The organism is Tunturiibacter lichenicola, assembly GCF_051013355.1.
GTDB lineage: Bacteria > Acidobacteriota > Terriglobia > Terriglobales > Acidobacteriaceae > Edaphobacter > Edaphobacter lichenicola_F.
Map to the genome: position 1 here is coordinate 965,197 of NZ_CP132944.1, position 17,706 is coordinate 982,902.

The following is a 17,706-nucleotide window of genomic DNA, read 5'->3' on the forward strand; positions in this document are numbered from 1 at the left end:
CGTCCGGCAGGACACGCACGTGATATATAAAATCCATGCTCAACCCAATCCGCTTCGCCGCCCTGTGCGCCGCTGCACTCCTCACAATACCTGCCCTAGCCCAGCAAGCCCAGACGCTCCTAGCTACTCCCACCACAGTCGCCTGGGGTTTCTACTCCGCCAAAGCCACACCGGTCCTCACCGTCCACTCCGGCGACACCGTCACCATCCAAACCCTCTCCACCTGCGGCTCCCCCGAGCGCCTCAAGTCCCTCGGCATCGCCGACGCCGACATCCCGCCCTACGTCGCCGACATATACAAAAACTACCCCGCCAGCGAAAAAGGTCCCGGCGGCCACATCCTCACCGGCCCCGTCGCCATCACAGAAGCTGAGCCCGGCGACGTCCTCGAAGTCCGCATTCAAAAAATCGCCATCGACGTCCCCTGGGCCTGCAACGGCTTCGGCGCCGGCCGCGGCTTCCTCCCCAACGACTTCCCCTACAGCCGCACCCGCATCATCCCCCTCGATCGCGCCGCCATGATCGGCCACTTTGCCCCCGGCATCGACATCCCCCTCCACCCCTTCTTCGGCAGCATGGGCATCGCCCCACCCGAGTCCGCCGGCAAGTACAACTCCGCCCCACCCTGGATGCACGCCGGCAACATCGACAACAAAGAGATGGTCGCCGGCACTACCCTTTACATCCCCATCAACGCCAAAGGCGCTCTCTTCGAAGCAGGCGACGGCCACGCCAACCAGGGCAACGGCGAAGTTGACATCACCGCCCTCGAAACCCAACTAACCGGCACCTTCCAGTTCATAGTCCACAAGGCCCAGCCAGGCGATAAAGATCAGCACCTACTCTGGCCCCGAGCCGAAACCCCCACCCAATACATTGCCATGGGCTTCGACGAGGACCTAAAAACCGCCACCGAGATGGCCGTCCGCAACATGATCACCTTCCTCTCCGAGCAAATCCCCGACCACCCCCACCTCACCCGCGACGACGCCTACGCCCTCATCTCCACCGCCTGCGACGTCGACATCACCCAACTCGTCGACACCAAGAGCGGCGTCCACGTCATCTGCCCCAAAAAGCTCTTTACCACGCCCATCCCCACCCACTAACCCCACACAATCAGCATGATGAACAGGTACAACCTCTTAGCCCCGACAGCGTCATCAAACACGACACTTGCGACTTCAATATTTAGCAACAAACGCTTAATATTCGTGTCTAATCTACTGAGCACTTGACCCGGGCTTCTTCAGCCGGGCTGGAACTCATCCTTGCTCTCCGCGAAGTCCGCCGCACGACCGCAACACCGGATAAACGAAGGCTGAGCAGGAAGGTAACGCCATGACGTCCACCCGCCGCTTCAGAAACGCTCTCGGTGTAGCAACACTGGCCGGCTTTGTTGTGGCCGCGCCGCTCCTTGCCCAGGTCCAGCCCTACAACCCGAACGATCAATACGGCTCTCCCGCAGCCGAACAGCTCGCCCAACAGGATCCTCAATATGGCGGCCCCGGCGCGGGCGCCCCGCAGGACAACACCTACCCCCAGCAGTACGGCCAGCCCCAACCCGGCGCCCCGCAAGGCATAGAACAGGCCCCGCCTGCGATCCCCGACTACACCCAACCCGCCGCCCCCGGCGACGGCTACATCTGGACCCCCGGCTACTGGGCCTGGAGCGGTGATGGTTACGAGTGGGTTCAAGGCGCATGGGTTCTCGCACCCTACACAGGCGCTCTCTGGACACCCGGCTACTGGGGCTACGGTTACGGCGGCTACTTCTGGAACACTGGCTACTGGGGCCCCTACGTCGGCTACTACGGTGGCATCAACTACGGCTTCGGCTACTTCGGCATCGGCTTCTATGGCGGATACTGGGGCGGCGGTCGCTTTTGGTATAACCGCGCCTACTGCAACGTTGGCCGCGGCTGGCACGGCGGCAACTACTACAACCGCTCCTACAACGGATACTCCGGCCACCCCGGCGGCACGAGCTTCACCCACGTCAACAACGTAGCCAACAACCGTGGCGGAAACTACGCCTCCAACGTTCGCAGCTCCAGCATCAACGGTCGCAGCTTCGCGCAAACCAACGCAGGCCGCTCAACCTACAACAGTGCAGGAGCCAGCGCGTCGAGAGGCTTCACAGGTGCAACAACAAACACCGCCAGAACCTACAACGGTGCGAACAACAACAACTACGCCGGAAATCGTTCGTATAACGGCGCAACCGCCTACAACGGAGCGTCACGCAACTACAGCCAGCCCGCGCAGGCGCAGAGCCACTTCAACAGCTACGCCGGGAACAACGGCAGCAGCTATCGCCCGTCCGGCAACGTCGGCTACAGCGGCGGAGGCAGCAACTATCACCCATCCGCCCCAAGCGGCGGCTACAGTGGCGGTGGCGGAGCCTATCACGGCGGCGGTAACACCGGCGGCTACAGCGGTGGTGGTGGCGGCGGAGGCTTCCACGGCGGAGGTGGTGGTGGAGGCGGCTCACACGGTGGTGGTGGCGGCGGTCATCGCTAACACCAGGCCTTCAAATCAAAGGGGCTGAGGAGCAACAATCCTCAGCCCTTTTCTTGTTCTCAACACAGCAACCACCACCTTCGGCCTACTGAACCCCTTGAGGCGCCTCACTGCGAAGAGCCTCAGGCCGAAGCTCAGCATCAACCTCCTTACCTATCCTCACCACAATCGGCAACAGCGCCTCGACATCGGCCAGCGACGTGCGAAAGTTCACAATGCATGCCCGCAGCGCAAATCGTCCACGAACAACTGCATTCGAAACATAAGCCTCCCCACCGGCCTGCAAGCGAGTCAGAAGCTCAGTGTTCAATTGGTCCAGATACGCCTCAACCTTCTCATCGCCAGAGTCAAGATCAACGGGCACATACCGAAACGTGGTGATGCTAAGCGAATGGGTAAACGCCTCCAGCGCCGGGTATCCCGATATCCGTTGAAACATCTCTCCAGCCAATCGAATGTCCTCCGAGATCATCCGGACATATCCCTCTCGCCCAACCTGCTGCAGCGCGAGCCACACCTTCAGCGCTCGAAATCCGCGAGAGTTCTGTGGCCCCAGGTCGAAGTAGTTAATCGCCTCCACTCCGAAGTGGTAGTAAGGCGGATGATAGGCGAACGCATCGCGCAGCTTGTCAAAGTGACGTACCAAAGCGCAACCCGCTTCCAGCGGTGCATAGAGCCACTTATGCGGATCAACCGCCAGCGAATCTGCCTCACGCAACCCAACCAGCGCATCCGGAGCATCCGGTAAAACGGCCGCAAGCCCACCATAAGCGCCGTCGACATGAAACCACACATCGAACTCACGGCATATCGCAGCAATCTCCGGCAGCGGATCGATTGCGCCCGTACTCACGGAACCAGCAGTACCAACCACCAGAAGCGGCCTGTCACCAGCTTCCATATCGCTCACAATCTGTCTACGCAGCGCCGCAACGTCCATTCTCAGTTCATCGTCCGTCGGAACCCAGCGAATCGCATCCGTGCCCAACCCCGAGATGTCTGCAGCCTTTTGAATCCACGTATGCGTCTCTTTGGAGCAGTACACGCGCAGCCGACTATTCTCCACTCCCTTCACCCGCACATCCCAACCCGCCTTCGCCTGCCGCGCCGCCAGAAAACACACAAAGTTCGCCATGTTCCCGCCGCTCACAAAGAGGCCGCCGCAGTCAGTCGGATAGCCCACCATCTCGGCGATCCAGCGTATGGTCTGAGCCTCAATCTCGCTCGCCATCGGCGAGAGAAGCCACGCCCCGGCATTCGGATTGACCGCAGCGGCCAGCAGATCCCCCAGCGCACCGATCGGCGCAGGCGACGAAGTAATGTAACCCCAAAAGCGCGGATGCGCATTGAACAGCGAGTGCTCAAACAACAAGTCAGCAGCATGATCGAGCAACACCCCCGGATCCGCACCATGCTGAGGCAAGGTGCGCTCCGCCTCGAGTGCATGCCGAATGTCCGAGGGCGACTCACCGCGAGTCACTCCACGCTCAGGGAGTGAGTCCAGAAATCCAGCGATCCGATCGACAAGGAGATATCCCAGTCTTCGAAACTCCTCAGAATCCATCTCCAATGGCGACACACGCCTCGTAAAACTATCTTCGTTCTGCATGGCATCCTCAAAATAATTCTGTCGATGATTGAGCAGGAAGTACACCACGACCGATCACATTATCGAACTTTTTAGCGTACGTACCCCCGTCATGATTGGCAAAAACAGAACACCGTCGAGTGCTCACATCTCAACTTTGATATGTGAGCATCCACCGGGAACAGGGTCACCCATAATCTCGATTTTGATATGCGAACATGTGCCGGGGTGCCGGGTGGCCCATCCTTCGTAGTTTCATCACGAAGGGTGGGTTATTCGCGCGGGAGCGCGAACCGCTCTCCTGCAACTTTGCGATAGCAGCCCATGTTGAACTAACCAGTTTAGGCCCTGAAAATCCTGTCAAGCCGGGTGCCCCATATATCGATTTTGAGATGTGGGCATTCGCCCAAAGCGCGAACCGCTCTCCTTCAACTCCGAGCCGCCGCACCCATGTGGAATTTAACGCAGTTTTAGCCCCAGAAAACCCTGTCAAGCCCCAAAGCCACGAAAACCCGCGCCAATCCAGCAGATTCGCGTGGCGTATGAGTTATCCCCAAACCGCTATACTTGAATAGTAAGCAGAAAAGAGCCCCGCGCAACCGCCGGGGCTTCTCCATTCAACCCATAACCCCTTTGATTGGACGAATTTGGTTGCAAACCCTTTAGAATGACATTTTTACAAATGACCACGCACGTTAAATTACTGATTATAAGCAACTTATCCAGGATAATGGGGGGGGAGGGGGTACCCTGGAGCGCGGGCGACAGGTGACAGAAATGATGACCACGGTAGATTCAGAAAGTCGCGACGAATCGAGGAAACGATCCCATCATGCTCCCGCTTTTGCCACCGAGGCCACCATCTCACCGATCTTCTCAAGCGCCCCAGGCCTTCCCATTGCCCGGGCCGCTACACTCATCGTCCGGAGCCGCTCTCCATTCGTTAGTAACCCAGTCAGCCGATCCAACAGTATCTCCGGCGTCAGCTCAGCCTGCAGCAGCATCTCCGCAGCCCCGTCCTTCACCACCAGCTCGGCATTCTTTCGCTGGTGATCGTCGGCAGCCGTCGGCAGAGGCACCAGCAGCGCAGGCTTACCCGCCGCAGCCAACTCCGCCACCGTGCTGCCCGCCCGCGCCAACACCAGATCCGCCGCACCATACTGGTCCGGCATATCGCTCAGAAACGCAGTCACCCTAACCCGCGACAGATCGACACCAGCGTTGGCATAAGCCTCCGCCGTCGCACTCAGGGCCTTCTCGCCCGTCTGGTGGACGATCGTCAGCCCCGGCACCCGCTCCAGCAGCCGCGCCGCGATCCCTGGCATCGTCTCGTTGAAGATCTTCGCCCCATTACTCCCCGCCGTAATCAACAGTCGAGGCTCCGAGCCCAGCGTCTTATCCGGCACCGCAAAGATGGTCTCCCGCACCGGCACACCAGTCACCACGGCATTGCGAAAGTACCTCGCCGTCTCCGGAAAGTTCACCGCAGCCGCACCAACATACCTACCCACTAGCCGGTTAGCCAGCCCCGGAGCCGCATTCGGCTCATACGCCACCGTAGGGACTCGCAGCAGCACCGCCGCCAGCATCGCTGGCCCCGAAGCATATCCACCAACCCCCACCACCACATCCGGCTTAAAGCTCCGCACCAGTTCCAGACACCGCACCACTCCAAGCGGAAGATTAGCCAAGGTCCGCAGCCGCGTCATCAGGCTCACATTCTTCAACTGCCCCACCCGGATCAGCTCCAACGGAAACCCAGCCTCCGGCACCAGCTTCGTCTCCAGCCCGCGTGCCGTACCGACAAACCGCACCTCGGCCCCGTGCGCGTCCCGCATCTCCCGCCCAATAGCCAGCGCTGGAATCACATGCCCCCCGGTCCCCCCGCCAGCAATCAAAACGCGCAGCCGCCGCATAGATTCGTTCACCAGAGCCGTTCTCCCAGACGAATCCACCGACCAAAGGAAGGACCAAAACCGCTCATCCCGCCACGAAAGGGTATACCCGTCACGAAGTGACCGCCCCACGCGAAGTGGGCCCATCCGGCAGGACAAAGAATTGACCTATATCCAGAAAAAAGCGCCAATACCCGACTCAATTGACTCAATCGATCTCACGCGTCACATTCAGCAGCACACCCATGCTGGCCAGCGTGATAAAAAGCGAAGTTCCCCCAGAAGAGATGAACGGCAGCGGAATCCCCTTCGTCGGTAGCAGCGCCAGCACCACGCTCATGTTGAAGAAAGCCTGGATCAGAATCGCAGTCGTGATCCCGAACGCCAGAAACCGCGCAAACGGATCGGTCGAAAGAAACGCCGCCCGCAGTCCCCGATACCCCAGCGCCACAAACAACGCCACAATCAGCAGCGCCCCAATCAATCCCAGCTCTTCACAGATGTTGGCAAAGATAAAGTCCGTCTGAACCTCCGGCAGGTAGAACAGCTTCTGCCGACCCTCCATCAACCCGAGACCGCGAATCCCGCCAGTTCCCACGGCAATCAGCGATTGCAGGATGTGAAACCCGCTCCCACGTGGATCGGCCTCGGGATTCACAAACGCCAGCATCCGAGCCCGTCGAAACGCAACGTGAAACAACATGAAGTAAAGCACCGGTGCGGCAAACGCCGCACCAACCGCAAAGTACTTGGTCTTGGCCCCGGCCAGATACAGCATCAGAGCCGTCACCGCCATGCACACCATGCCGGTCCCCAGGTCTGGCTCCTTCAAAATCAAAGCCGTAAACGCCAGCGGAACAGCAACCGCCCGCAGAATCGTCCCTTTCCAGTCATCCATCTGGTGAATTCGCGTCTGCAAAAAGTAAGCCAGAAATAACACCAACACAGGCTTCGCTAACTCCGAAGGCTGAAACGTAAACAGATTCCCAAACCGCACCCAGCGATGCGTCGCATGCGAGTCCTTCATCGCAAAGACGCCGATCAACATCAACATCGTCACCGCAACCGCAGGAAGGACCACCTTCGGATTGTTGTAAGTCCGATAGTCCACCTGCATCAGCGCGACCATCGCGATCAACCCCAGCACAGCCCAGATCGCCTGCTTCATCACATAAGGATAAGGAGATCCCAGACTCGACTGCGCCATTACAGCAGACGCCGAAAACACCATCACCAGCCCAAACAGCACCAGCAGCAGCACCACTCCGAAGAGCCACTTGTCCACCCCTACTCTCTTCGCCATCGAATCACTTCCCGCTTCTTGCTATGTGCTTAGTTGAGTTCATTCACCAACTGCCGAAACACGCGGCCGCGATGCTCATAGTTCTCAAACTGGTCGAAGCTCGAGCATGCCGGCGACAGCAGCACAACATCGCCTGCAACAGCCGACTTCGCAGCCTCCGCCACGGCCACCTGCATCGTCTCCGCTGCCACCATCTTCACGACTCCGTGCAGTTGGCGCTCAATCTTTTCTGCAGCCGAACCAATGGTGTAAACAGCCTTCACTCGTTTCTTCAGCAGCGGAGCCATCAAACTGTAGTCGGAGTCCTTATCCTTCCCTCCAAGGACCAAGTGAATCCCCTTCGCAAACGAAGCCACAGCCTTCATCGTCGCATCCACATTGGTCGCCTTCGAGTCGTTATAGAACTCGACCCCATTCAGCTTCCGCACAAGCTCCAATCGATGTTCCACAGCGGTAAACGAGGCAACCGACGCTCGAATGCTCTCCGCCGAAACCTTCTCCAATCGCGCCACACAAACAGCCGCCAGCACGTTCTCGATGTTATGCGCCCCCTTCAAAGGCACTTCCGACACCGGCATCACCGGCTCGGTAACTCCCCCCTCTTTCTCCACCCAGACAATCACTCCATCCCGCACAAACGCCCCTCGCCGAACGGCCTTGGTTCCACTAAACCAGAACACCTCACTCTTAGCCCGGGCCGCACTCAGCTGCACCACCCGATCGTCCCCGTTCAACACAAGCGCATCCTTCACGCCCTGCCTCTCGAAGATCCTCTCCTTTGCCGCCACATACTTCTCGAAGCTTCCGTGCCGGTCCAGGTGGTCCGGCGTGATATTCAGGATCACCGCAATCCTGGGATGAAACTCCTCCACGGTCTCCAATTGAAAGCTCGATACCTCCAGCACATTAACCGTCTCCGCTGTGCTCTGTGCCACAAGAGCGATCACCGGCAGTCCGATATTTCCGCCGACTTGTGTAGGTAAGCCCGAATCCCTGAAGATCTTCCCCACAAGCGTCGTCGTAGTGGTCTTCCCATTTGACCCGGTAATCGCCACCACCTGCCCCTTCAGATAACGGCTCGCCAACTCCAACTCCCCAATAACGGGGAGACCAAATGCCACGACCTGCTTCACCTCAGGCGTATCCATTGGCACACCTGGCGATACCACGATCAAATCCTGCCGCCGAAATGTCAGCAGACCATGGCCGCCCGACTCGACCATTATCCCGGACTCCAAAAGCGCTGGAATCTCTTTCGCCAGCGCCATCGCGCTGCGCGCATCGCTCACCGTCACCCGAGCCCCTTGCGCGCGCAGAAACATCGCCGCCGAAAGCCCGGACTTTCCAAGCCCAACCACCAACACCCGTTTATTCTTCAAATCCATCATGCCTTCACAGTCTCATCGGAGCTTCAACGTAGTCAACGCAAACAAAGCAAACACCAGCGCCACGATCCAGAATCGCGCAATCACCTTCGACTCTGACCAGCCCATCAGCTCAAAATGATGGTGCAGAGGAGCCATCTTGAAGATGCGTTTTCCATTTCGCAGTTTATAGCTGCCCACCTGCAACATCACGCTCAGGGCCTCAAGAATAAACACTCCGCCAATAAAAGGTAGCAGCAGCTCCTGCTTGATCACCACCGCAACGGTCCCAATTGCCCCGCCCAACGCAAGACTCCCGACATCCCCCATAAAAATCTCGGCCGGATGTGCGTTGTACCAAAGAAAGCCGATGCTCGCCCCGACCATGGACCCACAGAAGACCGTAACTTCACTCACCATCGGCATTCGCTGCAGTTCCAGGTAGTCCGAGAACACCACGTGCCCACTCACATAAGTCAGCACCGTCAGCGCACCCGCAGCAATGATCGTGCATCCAATCGCCAATCCGTCCAGCCCATCCGTCAGATTCACTGAGTTACTCGCGCCTGCAATCACAATCATGACGAACACGACGAATGGTACAAATACCAGCCAATGCATATGCGGAACGTGCCCCATCCACTCCCACACCAGGTCCGGTCGGAACCGTTTTGCAAAAGGCACCATCAGCCGCGTCGAATATCCTCCACGCGTCTCCATCACAACCAGAGCCGCCGCTACCGCAGCGCTCACCACAAACTGCAGGCCGAGCTTCGCCCGCGCCGTCAACCCCAGATTCCGCCGGTGCACTACCTTGATGTAGTCATCTGCAAACCCGATCGCTCCAAACGCCAGCGTCGACAACATCACCAGCCACACATACGGATTCGAAAGATCCGACCATAACAAGGTAGGCACCAGAATGGAGATGCAGATCAGCACGCCGCCCATAGTCGGCGTACCACTTTTTTTCTGATGCGACTGCGGCCCTTCTTCGCGGATATACTGCCCGATCTGAAATTCGCGCAGCTTCTCAATCACATACGGCCCGATCAGCAGTCCAATCAACAACGCCGTCAGGCTCGCAAACACCGTGCGAAACGTGAGGTAGCGGAATATGCGGAACAACCGGAAATAGGGAAATAGCTTCTGATACAGCAACCAATAGAGCAAAACGTCCCCCGCCTTTTACCCGCAGCTATGCTCATTTTTTGTCGCGAGTCACCCGTTATCTTAACAGCCCTATACCCTCTAGTCTGTGGTTATCTCATACGAGAACCAATGCAAATCCCACCGCCCGCAAAAAAATACGCTTCACAGCCCATTTTCCAACGCAAAACAAAGCGCATCCGCAGCCATCGCCAACTCGAACGCCAGGTGAGCATCGTGGTCGGCATCCTCCGCCTGACGCAACAGTTCGACCGTTACCGGAAACAAGTCTGTCCCCTTCCCGCGTTCCACGCCTTCAATCAGCTCTAATCGATGGTCCGTCTCGGCTATGAACTTTTCAAGCCACTCGGGGGCCGGCGATGCAACCTTTCGTTGATACTTCTCTCTCGCCGCGTAAAGGCCAGCCAGCGACAGATGCTCCGCAGCCCTCAACACGCCAATCGCCCGCAGTACAAATCTGTTTCCGCCTTCATCCTCCGATGCCTTGCGATAAAGCTTCACCCCTCGCTCCAACAGATCTCGAAGGTCTTCCCCAGTACCCTTCTCCATGAGTGAGATCACCACCGAAGCCCGCTGCATATGATGGAACGCAGTCATCAACCCATGATCCGAAGCAGTGGTCGTCTTCGCGCCGGTCGATTTTTTTCCAACATGCTTCGTTGCTTTCTTCGCATGCTTCTTAGCAACATTTTTTTTCAACGCATGTTTGGCAGCCTTCTTCGCATGTTTCTTCAATGCGCCCTTTTTCTCAACCTTGGCGATAGCCTTATCTCTATCCGGCATCTTCCGCTCCATTCAATTTGCTTGCAATAATCTCAGATGCTGTTAGAACTCGTCACGTTCCTGGTGCTTTTGTAATGACTGTCAGTGCCTTTTCCAGGCGTACGCCTCGCGAAGCTTTCAATAACACTACGTCTCCCGAGCGCACATTCGCAACCATCCACTCGCCTGCCTCTTCAGCACTAGTTACAAACGATGCATCGACTCCAGCCGCCTTAGCGGCATCCACCATCGCCTCAGCAGCTCCGCGAACACCCAAAATAAGGTCCACTCCTCGCTCTTTCATCCTTGACCCGCAGGCAGCGTGTAACGCCTTCGCATCCGGCCCGAGTTCCAGCATCTCCCCCGCGACCACTATGTGGCGCTCCCCTGGCGTCGCCATCAGCGCCTCCACCATCGCATCCAGCGCTGTCGGATTCGAGTTGTAGCAGTCGTTAATCAGCATCGCGCCACGCCATTCCAGCACCTCGCCGCGCTTATCTCCCGCTCGCATCTCACCCACTACCGCGGCGCATTCCTCCAAAGAGATTCCGCTCCGCAGACCCACGGCAATGGCCGCCAGCGCATTCGGAACGTTGTGCCTCCCCAGCATCCTCAGATGCACACTCGCACGCTCGCCATTCGCCTCCACGGTAAAGACCACTCCCTCTGCGCCCACCTCCGCCACATGAACGGCTCTTACTTCAGCTCCCTCACCCACCCCATAGAAAGTCGCTCGTCCGCCAAGTCCGCGTCCGAACGAAGCGACATAGGCATCGTCGAAGTTCAACACTGCCACACCATTCGACGGCAACGCTTGTATCAACTCAAACTTCGCCCGTGCAATACCTGCAATCCCATCTGCAAAAAACTCAAGGTGCACCGGCCCGACATTCGAAACAACTCCCCAGTCCGGCTCTGCAATTTTGGCCAACGAAGCAATCTCCCCCGCATGGTTCATGCCCATCTCAATCACTGCAACTTCATGCTCACGCTCCAGCTTCAACAGCTGCAAAGGCAGGCCGAATCCATTATTCAAGTTTCCCGCCGACTTCAACACATTGAACTTCGCTCCCAAAACCTGAGCCACCGCCTCCTTTGTGGTCGTCTTGCCTGCCGATCCAGTCACTCCGATCAAGCGGCCGCCCCACTCTCGCCGCACAGCATGGGCAAGCTGTTGCAGTGACTTCAACACGCAGTCCTCACCATCTGCGACCAGCAGCAATCGAGCTTCATCCACCTCTGCTGGGACAATCCACCGATTGCTCACCACCGCTGCGGCCGCTCCATTCATAAGCGCGGCCTGCACATACTCGTGCCCGTCCAGCCTCTCGCCACGCACCGCAAAGAACAACTCTCCTGCGCCAACCGTCCGCGAGTCGATCGCATACCCAACCACCTCAGCAGACGTATCGAACTCGCCATCCGCGTGGATCCAATCCGCAATCTGTCCCAATGTCAGCTTCAAGCAATCTCCTTCAGAACTCTCGCAGCGACGGCAACATCATCAAACGGCACAGTACCATCCTTCAAGATCTGCACCTTCTCATGCCCTTTTCCAGCAACTAAAACAATATCTCCCACTCGTGCAGCGCGAATTGCAATCTCAATCGCCCCCGCTCGATCCTCCTCCACAATGCAAGTCGTACCCGTCTCCCTGACTCCCGCCAAAGCCTCTTCAATGATCACCATCGGATCCTCGCTTCGAGGATTATCGCTGGTCAATATCACCAAATCGCTTCCCTCACCCGCAGCCCGCCCCATGCGCGGACGTTTCGTCTTATCCCGATCTCCGCCACATCCAAACAACGTGATCACCTTTCCGCCACCCACTAACTCCCGCGCCAATGCGATTAGATTTCTCAACGCATCATCTGTATGCGCATAGTCCACCACAACCGTAATCCCCAACCCATTCGACACTGTTTCGAACCGCCCCGGCACTGGCACTAACTTTTCGGCAGCGTTCGCAATCTGCTCCAGACTAAGACCTCGAGCCAACGCAGCACACGACGCTGCCAGCAAGTTATACACATTCACCCGACCAGTCAGAGACGATCTCATCGCCGCCGTTCCCCTCGGTGTCTTCCAATCGAATCTCGTCTCACCCGCTCGCAACACCAAGTCTTCTGCCCGAAACGCGGGTGTTCGACCGAAACGCCCTCCAAACCCGTAGGTCCAGACCTCACCGCATCCAGCAGCCGCTCTCTCCATCGCACCGCCGTATTCGTCATCAACATTCACCACGGCTACCCGAGGCGGAGGCGCTCCACCCCCCTCAAACAATCTCGCCTTCGCCGCAAAATAGTTCTCCATCGTCCCGTGATAGTCCAGATGATCCTGCGTAAGATTCGTAAACATCGCCACATCCACTGGGATTCCCCACACCCTCTCCTGCTCAAGAGCGTGCGAGGACATCTCCATCACTGCCTCCGTCGCCCCAACCTTCGCGCCATCCGCAAAGAGCGAAAGAATATCTCGCGACTCTGGAGTCGTATGTTCCGACACCCGCACTTCGTTCCCTACATGCGTCTCAATCGTACCGATCAATACACACGTTCGCCCTACGCTTCGCAACATCGCCTCAAGCAAAAACGCGGTCGTCGTCTTACCATTCGTTCCCGTCACAGCACCCAACGCAAGCCGACGCTCCGGGTGCCCCATCACAGTCGAGCTAACCTCCGCCAGCGCCCGACGCCCGCGCTCTACGAACGCTGCCCCGACGCCACTATGCGCTCGCCGCAAGCTCTCATATGCTTCCTTTGAATCCGTAACGACAGCCGCCGCGCCCCGCGCGATAGCAGCATCGATATACCGATTTCCATCGGTCGCCTCACCTCGCATCGCGACAAACACATCGCCCCGCCCCACCCGCCGCGAATCATACTCGACCCCGGCGACATCAACCGACGCGCACCAGCGCTCCGTCGCGTTAAGGCCTTTACACACCATCTCCCAATTCATATATGGATGCTAGCTGACAGAAGCAATACCTGGCAGTGCAAACTATCGATTGAACCGCACAATAACCTCGGTACCCGCAGGCACCATCGTTCCAGCCGCAGGCACCTGTTCGCAAGCCAGCCCACTGCCTACCGCCTGCACGCGCAGACCCACCGTATCCGCACGCTCTACAACGCCTCTGAGCCCCATTCCCTCAAAAGACGGCACCGGGATTCGTAGCCCCGCGTCCACCACAACAGAGCCTTTGTCTTTAACCGAGACCGCAGGTACAACCTTAGCCGGAACCAATCGCGCCGAAGCGCCTTCATCACCCAAAGTCGAACTCGTTCCACCGTCCGCATGGAATGACGCCAACACCTTCGCTGGTAGCAGACTCACAATCCCGGAAGTCTTCCCCGCAACCTTCGTCGTCGGAGCTACGATGGGATTCTCATCGGCCGCAACCTCCGCGGCAGCCGCATTCGCAGGCGTGCGCAAGGGATCGTCCGCAGGCAGACTATTCACGTCGTCAAACATCGCGTTCAAGTCCGCCGTGCTATCAGCAGGAGAATCATCCACAACTTCCTTCTGCGTGATCTGCAACTCTTTCTTCGTCTTCAGCGGCTGGTCATGCGGCACTCCCAGGTACTCCAGCACCTGCTGCGCCACGTCCGCGAACACCGGCGCACTCGCCGCTCCACCGTAGTGCGCCGCTTCGCCGCCAGCTGTCGGCGTGTCGATTACAACCGCGATCGAGATCGCCGGATTGCTCACCGGCGCAAAGCCCGCGAAGCTTGCCACCAACTTCGTGTGCGAGTACGTATGCGTCGCCACATCGATCTTCTGTGCAGTCCCCGTCTTGCCCGCGGAGCTGTACCCGTTCAACGCCGCCAGCTTGCCCGTACCCTCGGTCACGATTCCCTGCATCATCATCCGCATCTTCGCCGAAGTCATCTCCGAGATCACCCGGTGCGCTCCATCTGGCAGCGTCGACGGCAACTGATTCGATGGCCGAAACGCTGCGGGTTTCAACCTCGCATCACCCTTCATCTCATCGGTCGACTGCAACAGCACGTGCGGCGGCATATATACCCCGCCATTTGCGAGCGCACTCACCATCGTCACCAGTTGTACCGGCGTCACGCCGACTTCCTGTCCAATCGCCATCGACAGAATGCTCGTCGATCCCCATTTCTTCGGTGCCCGCAGCAAACCGCGCGTCTCGCTCGGCAGTTCAATCCCTGAACGATCGCCAAAACCAAATCCGCGCATGTAGTTGTAAAACTTGTTCGGCCCCAACTTCAGTGCCATCTTTGCCGCGCCAACGTCGCTCGAGTGCTCCAGCGCATATTGCACTGTAACAACGCCAAAGTGGTCGCTGTGGTCGTCGTGCAGCGTACGGCCATACATCGTCATCGCGCCGCCTTGGCAGTCCACCAGGTCAGTCGGCTGCACGCCCGCGCCATCCAGTGCCGCCGAATACGTCACCAGCTTGAACGTAGACCCCGGCTCATACACATCGCTCACCGCAAGGTTCTGCAGCACGCTAGAATCCATGTGCTTCTGGTCGTTTGGATTGAACCGCGGCGCAATCGCCAGCGCCAGAATCTGTCCCGTGTGCGGATCCTGCACCACCACCGTACCGTGCAGCGCTCTTGTCTTCAGCATCTGCGCATCCAGCGCGCGCTCTGCCATGTACTGAATATTCGCGTCGATCGACAACACAAGGTTCTCACCCGGCATCGGCTGGCTCTCTTCGCTTCCCAGCACATGCCGTTTCGCATCGAGCGCCGTCAGCATGTGCCCAGGCTCGCCATGCATATCTTCGTCGAACTGCCTCTCTAATCCTCCCAAACCCACATCGTCTGTGCCCACATATCCCAGCACTTGTGCCGCCAAATCATTATTCGGGTAGAACCGCTTGAACTCCTTCTGAAAATAAACTCCCTTCAGATTCAACTCGCGCAGACGATCAGCGATCTCCGGATCAACCTTCCGCGCCACCCACGCAAAGTTCCTCGAAGCGTTGAACCGCGCGAGCATCTGCTGCTGCGATGTGAAGTTATCCCGTGGGTCTGCATGAACGATCTCTGCAAGTATCTCCGCTGCACTCGCGCGATTGTCTCCCAACTCCGACGGCACCGCATACACACTATCCACCTGCACCGTCACCGCAAGCTCACGAAGATTCCGGTCATACAACATTCCGCGACGTGGCGCGACCTCAAACGTCCTCTGCTGCTGCAGCGCTGCGCGATGCACGAAATCGCCGTGCCGCACCACCTGCAACCACCCGAGACGCAGAGCAATCAGCGACGTCCAGCCACAAAAAAAGAGTGCCACATAAGCGAAACGGATCCTCCGTATCGGAGCGGTCAACGTCTGCCGTGGCACCTTATTCATTCCATCCCTGCTTCTTCGTTTAGTCGTACTTCAATGGCCTCTTCGTTAGAACGTTCTCAGCAAACTCGAAGAACTTCAGATGCTTCCACGCCAAAAACTTATTGAATCATCTGCATCGAAGGAGCGTTTGCCTGCGCCAGCACCGGCACGTTCGGATCTCCACCCTCTGGCCGCACCACCTGCCCAGGTTGAGGCTCCGCCAGGCCAAGTTGCTTTGCGATCTTGTCGATCCGACCCGGATCGGTTAGCTGAGCCTCCGTCAACCGAAGCTGACGGTTCTCCTCCCGAAGCTGCTCCACTTGCAATTTCTGCGCTTCAACGTGATACCCAATCTCGATCGCAGAAAAATGCTGCCACACATACACCATCACCAGCACAAACAGCACGCTCATCATCGCAGTGAATGTACGCATCTCGCGCCGCCGATCTGGATCATCCGCCTTCACAATGCGGCTGTTATCAATGTGCTTGGTGAAGAAGACCTCCGGAGTCGGTCCACGCCGCGCTCGCCGCTGCGTCTCATAAAGTTCACGATTGCGCGCAGCCAGCGACTCCGCACGGCTCTGCGCCCGCGAACCCATCATCTCCATCTGTTGTCCTGCTATCGCCGAAGCTGCCATCGTGCACCTCACTCACTCGTCGTTCTAATCTTTGCCACTCCCCAAAACGTACGAACCGGGCCGGGATCGCTATTGGAGGAAGGGACTTTGTCGTACTGAGTTGTCTTTCGCCTGAAAGAAGGTGGGACAACCCCGGCCCGATCACATGTTTTCTCTGTCTATATAGAGTGCACCATTTTCAGTGCAACAGAGAATCTTGTACCTAAACTTTTTCAGCCGCCCGCATCTTTGCACTCCGAGATCGCGGGTTTCTCATCTGCTCCTGCTCAGCCGCTACCACCGGCTTCTTCGTCAAAACCTCAAATATCTTCGCGTCCTTTGCCGCCTTGAACGCGTCTTTCACCAGCCGGTCTTCCAACGAGTGAAAGCTGATCAACACCAACCTTCCGCCCGGTTTCAACAGAGATCCCGCGCTCTTCAGCAGCGATTGAATCTCTCCCAACTCGTTATTCACGCGAATCCGAAGTGCCTGAAAGGTTCTTGTAGCGGGATGAATCTTCTCGCCTTTCATTGGTGGGGCCTCGGCCGATACGATTCGAGCCAATTCTGCTGTAGTCGTAATCGGCCGGGCCCTAACAATGGCTCTGGCGATTCTCCGCGACCTCCTTTCCTCTCCGAATTCGTAAATCAGGTCGGCGAGTCCGTTTTCGTCTTCCTGATTTACCACTTGCTCGGCCGTCTCCCCGCTGCGCGTATCCATCCGCATATCAAGCGGGCCATCGGTCCGAAAACTAAATCCTCTGTGCGCCTCGTCCAGCTGCAGGCTGCTCACGCCGAAATCAGCGAGCAATCCATCCAGGCTCCCCGGCTCAATCACTCCCGAAGCCTCCGAAAACGCCCTGGGTTCAAAAACCAGCTCAGGCATCTCGCCGCCAAGCTCAGCCCGTAAACCCTCAAGCCTTGCTTTAGCCTTCTCCATCGCCTCCGGGTCGCGGTCAAAGCCAATCAACTTACCTTTGCCGCCCAGCCTCTTCGCAATCTCCGAAGAGTGCCCCGCCAGACCCAGCGTCGCGTCAACCACCACGCCGCCCGGCCGCACATTCAAATACTCCAAAACTTCTTCTAAAAGAACCGGCACATGTTGCGGACTCTTCATCTTTCACCCGCCTTCTGTGCTGCCCCTGGGGCCATCCCGCAC

General features: G+C 58.0%; 13 protein-coding genes. 2 read left to right on the forward strand and 11 right to left on the reverse strand.

What is annotated here, in order from left to right:
• The first annotated feature begins 35 nt into the window (after window positions 1-35).
• A complete protein-coding gene (locus RBB82_RS04110; RefSeq protein ID WP_433973850.1) occupies window positions 36-1,109 on the forward strand; it encodes an acetamidase/formamidase family protein in 1,074 nt (357 codons plus the stop codon).
• 232 nt (window positions 1,110-1,341) lie between these two features.
• Entirely contained in the window at window positions 1,342-2,523 is a 1,182-nt protein-coding gene (locus tag RBB82_RS04115; RefSeq protein WP_433973851.1) for a YXWGXW repeat-containing protein, read from the forward strand.
• A gap of 85 nt (window positions 2,524-2,608) precedes the next feature.
• On the opposite strand, the gene RBB82_RS04120 is transcribed toward RBB82_RS04115, so the two are convergent.
• The 11 genes from RBB82_RS04120 to rsmH form a co-directional block, all read right to left on the reverse strand.
• Window positions 2,609-4,132 carry a pyridoxal phosphate-dependent decarboxylase family protein gene (locus RBB82_RS04120; protein WP_433973852.1) on the reverse strand — a complete coding sequence of 508 codons (1,524 nt, stop codon included), beginning with the start codon at window positions 4,130-4,132 and terminating at the stop codon, window positions 2,609-2,611.
• An 809-nt stretch (window positions 4,133-4,941) separates the two neighbouring features.
• Window positions 4,942-6,027 (reverse strand): undecaprenyldiphospho-muramoylpentapeptide beta-N-acetylglucosaminyltransferase, encoded by a 1,086-nt coding sequence (murG, locus tag RBB82_RS04125; protein ID WP_433975335.1) that lies wholly within the window; start codon window positions 6,025-6,027, stop codon window positions 4,942-4,944.
• 187 nt (window positions 6,028-6,214) lie between these two features.
• Window positions 6,215-7,309 carry a putative lipid II flippase FtsW gene (gene ftsW / locus RBB82_RS04130; RefSeq protein WP_433973853.1) on the reverse strand — a complete coding sequence of 365 codons (1,095 nt, stop codon included), beginning with the start codon at window positions 7,307-7,309 and terminating at the stop codon, window positions 6,215-6,217.
• 29 nt (window positions 7,310-7,338) lie between these two features.
• On the reverse strand, window positions 7,339-8,694 hold the full coding sequence (murD, locus tag RBB82_RS04135) for a UDP-N-acetylmuramoyl-L-alanine--D-glutamate ligase (RefSeq protein ID WP_433975336.1): 1,356 nt from the start codon (window positions 8,692-8,694) through the stop codon (window positions 7,339-7,341).
• Window positions 8,695-8,709: 15 nt separating this feature from the next.
• Window positions 8,710-9,846, reverse strand: a complete 1,137-nt coding sequence (gene mraY, locus RBB82_RS04140; protein WP_433973854.1) for a phospho-N-acetylmuramoyl-pentapeptide-transferase — start codon at window positions 9,844-9,846, stop codon at window positions 8,710-8,712.
• Between the two features lie 141 nt (window positions 9,847-9,987).
• On the reverse strand, window positions 9,988-10,626 hold the full coding sequence (locus RBB82_RS04145; protein WP_433973855.1) for a hypothetical protein: 639 nt from the start codon (window positions 10,624-10,626) through the stop codon (window positions 9,988-9,990).
• Window positions 10,627-10,678: 52 nt separating this feature from the next.
• Window positions 10,679-12,070, reverse strand: coding sequence for a UDP-N-acetylmuramoyl-tripeptide--D-alanyl-D-alanine ligase (locus RBB82_RS04150; RefSeq protein WP_433973856.1), 1,392 nt, complete (start codon window positions 12,068-12,070; stop codon window positions 10,679-10,681).
• Window positions 12,067-13,566, reverse strand: coding sequence for a UDP-N-acetylmuramoyl-L-alanyl-D-glutamate--2,6-diaminopimelate ligase (locus tag RBB82_RS04155; protein ID WP_433973857.1), 1,500 nt, complete (start codon window positions 13,564-13,566; stop codon window positions 12,067-12,069). The genes RBB82_RS04150 and RBB82_RS04155 overlap by 4 nt, the downstream gene beginning before the upstream one ends.
• Before the next feature lie 42 nt (window positions 13,567-13,608).
• Complete coding sequence (locus RBB82_RS04160; RefSeq protein WP_433973858.1) at window positions 13,609-15,948, reverse strand: penicillin-binding transpeptidase domain-containing protein; 2,340 nt, start codon at window positions 15,946-15,948, stop codon at window positions 13,609-13,611.
• A gap of 98 nt (window positions 15,949-16,046) precedes the next feature.
• Complete coding sequence (locus RBB82_RS04165; RefSeq protein WP_433973859.1) at window positions 16,047-16,568, reverse strand: septum formation initiator family protein; 522 nt, start codon at window positions 16,566-16,568, stop codon at window positions 16,047-16,049.
• 202 nt (window positions 16,569-16,770) lie between these two features.
• Window positions 16,771-17,664, reverse strand: a complete 894-nt coding sequence (rsmH, locus tag RBB82_RS04170; protein WP_433973860.1) for a 16S rRNA (cytosine(1402)-N(4))-methyltransferase RsmH — start codon at window positions 17,662-17,664, stop codon at window positions 16,771-16,773.
• Window positions 17,665-17,706: the final 42 nt, after the last annotated feature.

Coding starts and splice junctions, on each gene's coding strand:
- RBB82_RS04110 (WP_433973850.1), top strand. CDS start 36: ATGCTCAACCCAATCCGCTTCGCCGCCCTGTGCGCCGCTGCACTCCTC.
- RBB82_RS04115 (WP_433973851.1), top strand. CDS start 1,342: ATGACGTCCACCCGCCGCTTCAGAAACGCTCTCGGTGTAGCAACACTG.
- RBB82_RS04120 (WP_433973852.1), bottom strand. CDS start 4,132: ATGCAGAACGAAGATAGTTTTACGAGGCGTGTGTCGCCATTGGAGATG.
- murG (WP_433975335.1), bottom strand. CDS start 6,027: ATGCGGCGGCTGCGCGTTTTGATTGCTGGCGGGGGGACCGGGGGGCAT.
- ftsW (WP_433973853.1), bottom strand. CDS start 7,309: ATGGCGAAGAGAGTAGGGGTGGACAAGTGGCTCTTCGGAGTGGTGCTG.
- murD (WP_433975336.1), bottom strand. CDS start 8,694: ATGGATTTGAAGAATAAACGGGTGTTGGTGGTTGGGCTTGGAAAGTCC.
- RBB82_RS04145 (WP_433973855.1), bottom strand. CDS start 10,626: ATGCCGGATAGAGATAAGGCTATCGCCAAGGTTGAGAAAAAGGGCGCA.
- RBB82_RS04155 (WP_433973857.1), bottom strand. CDS start 13,566: ATGAATTGGGAGATGGTGTGTAAAGGCCTTAACGCGACGGAGCGCTGG.
- RBB82_RS04160 (WP_433973858.1), bottom strand. CDS start 15,948: ATGAATAAGGTGCCACGGCAGACGTTGACCGCTCCGATACGGAGGATC.
- RBB82_RS04165 (WP_433973859.1), bottom strand. CDS start 16,568: ATGGCAGCTTCGGCGATAGCAGGACAACAGATGGAGATGATGGGTTCG.
- rsmH (WP_433973860.1), bottom strand. CDS start 17,664: ATGAAGAGTCCGCAACATGTGCCGGTTCTTTTAGAAGAAGTTTTGGAG.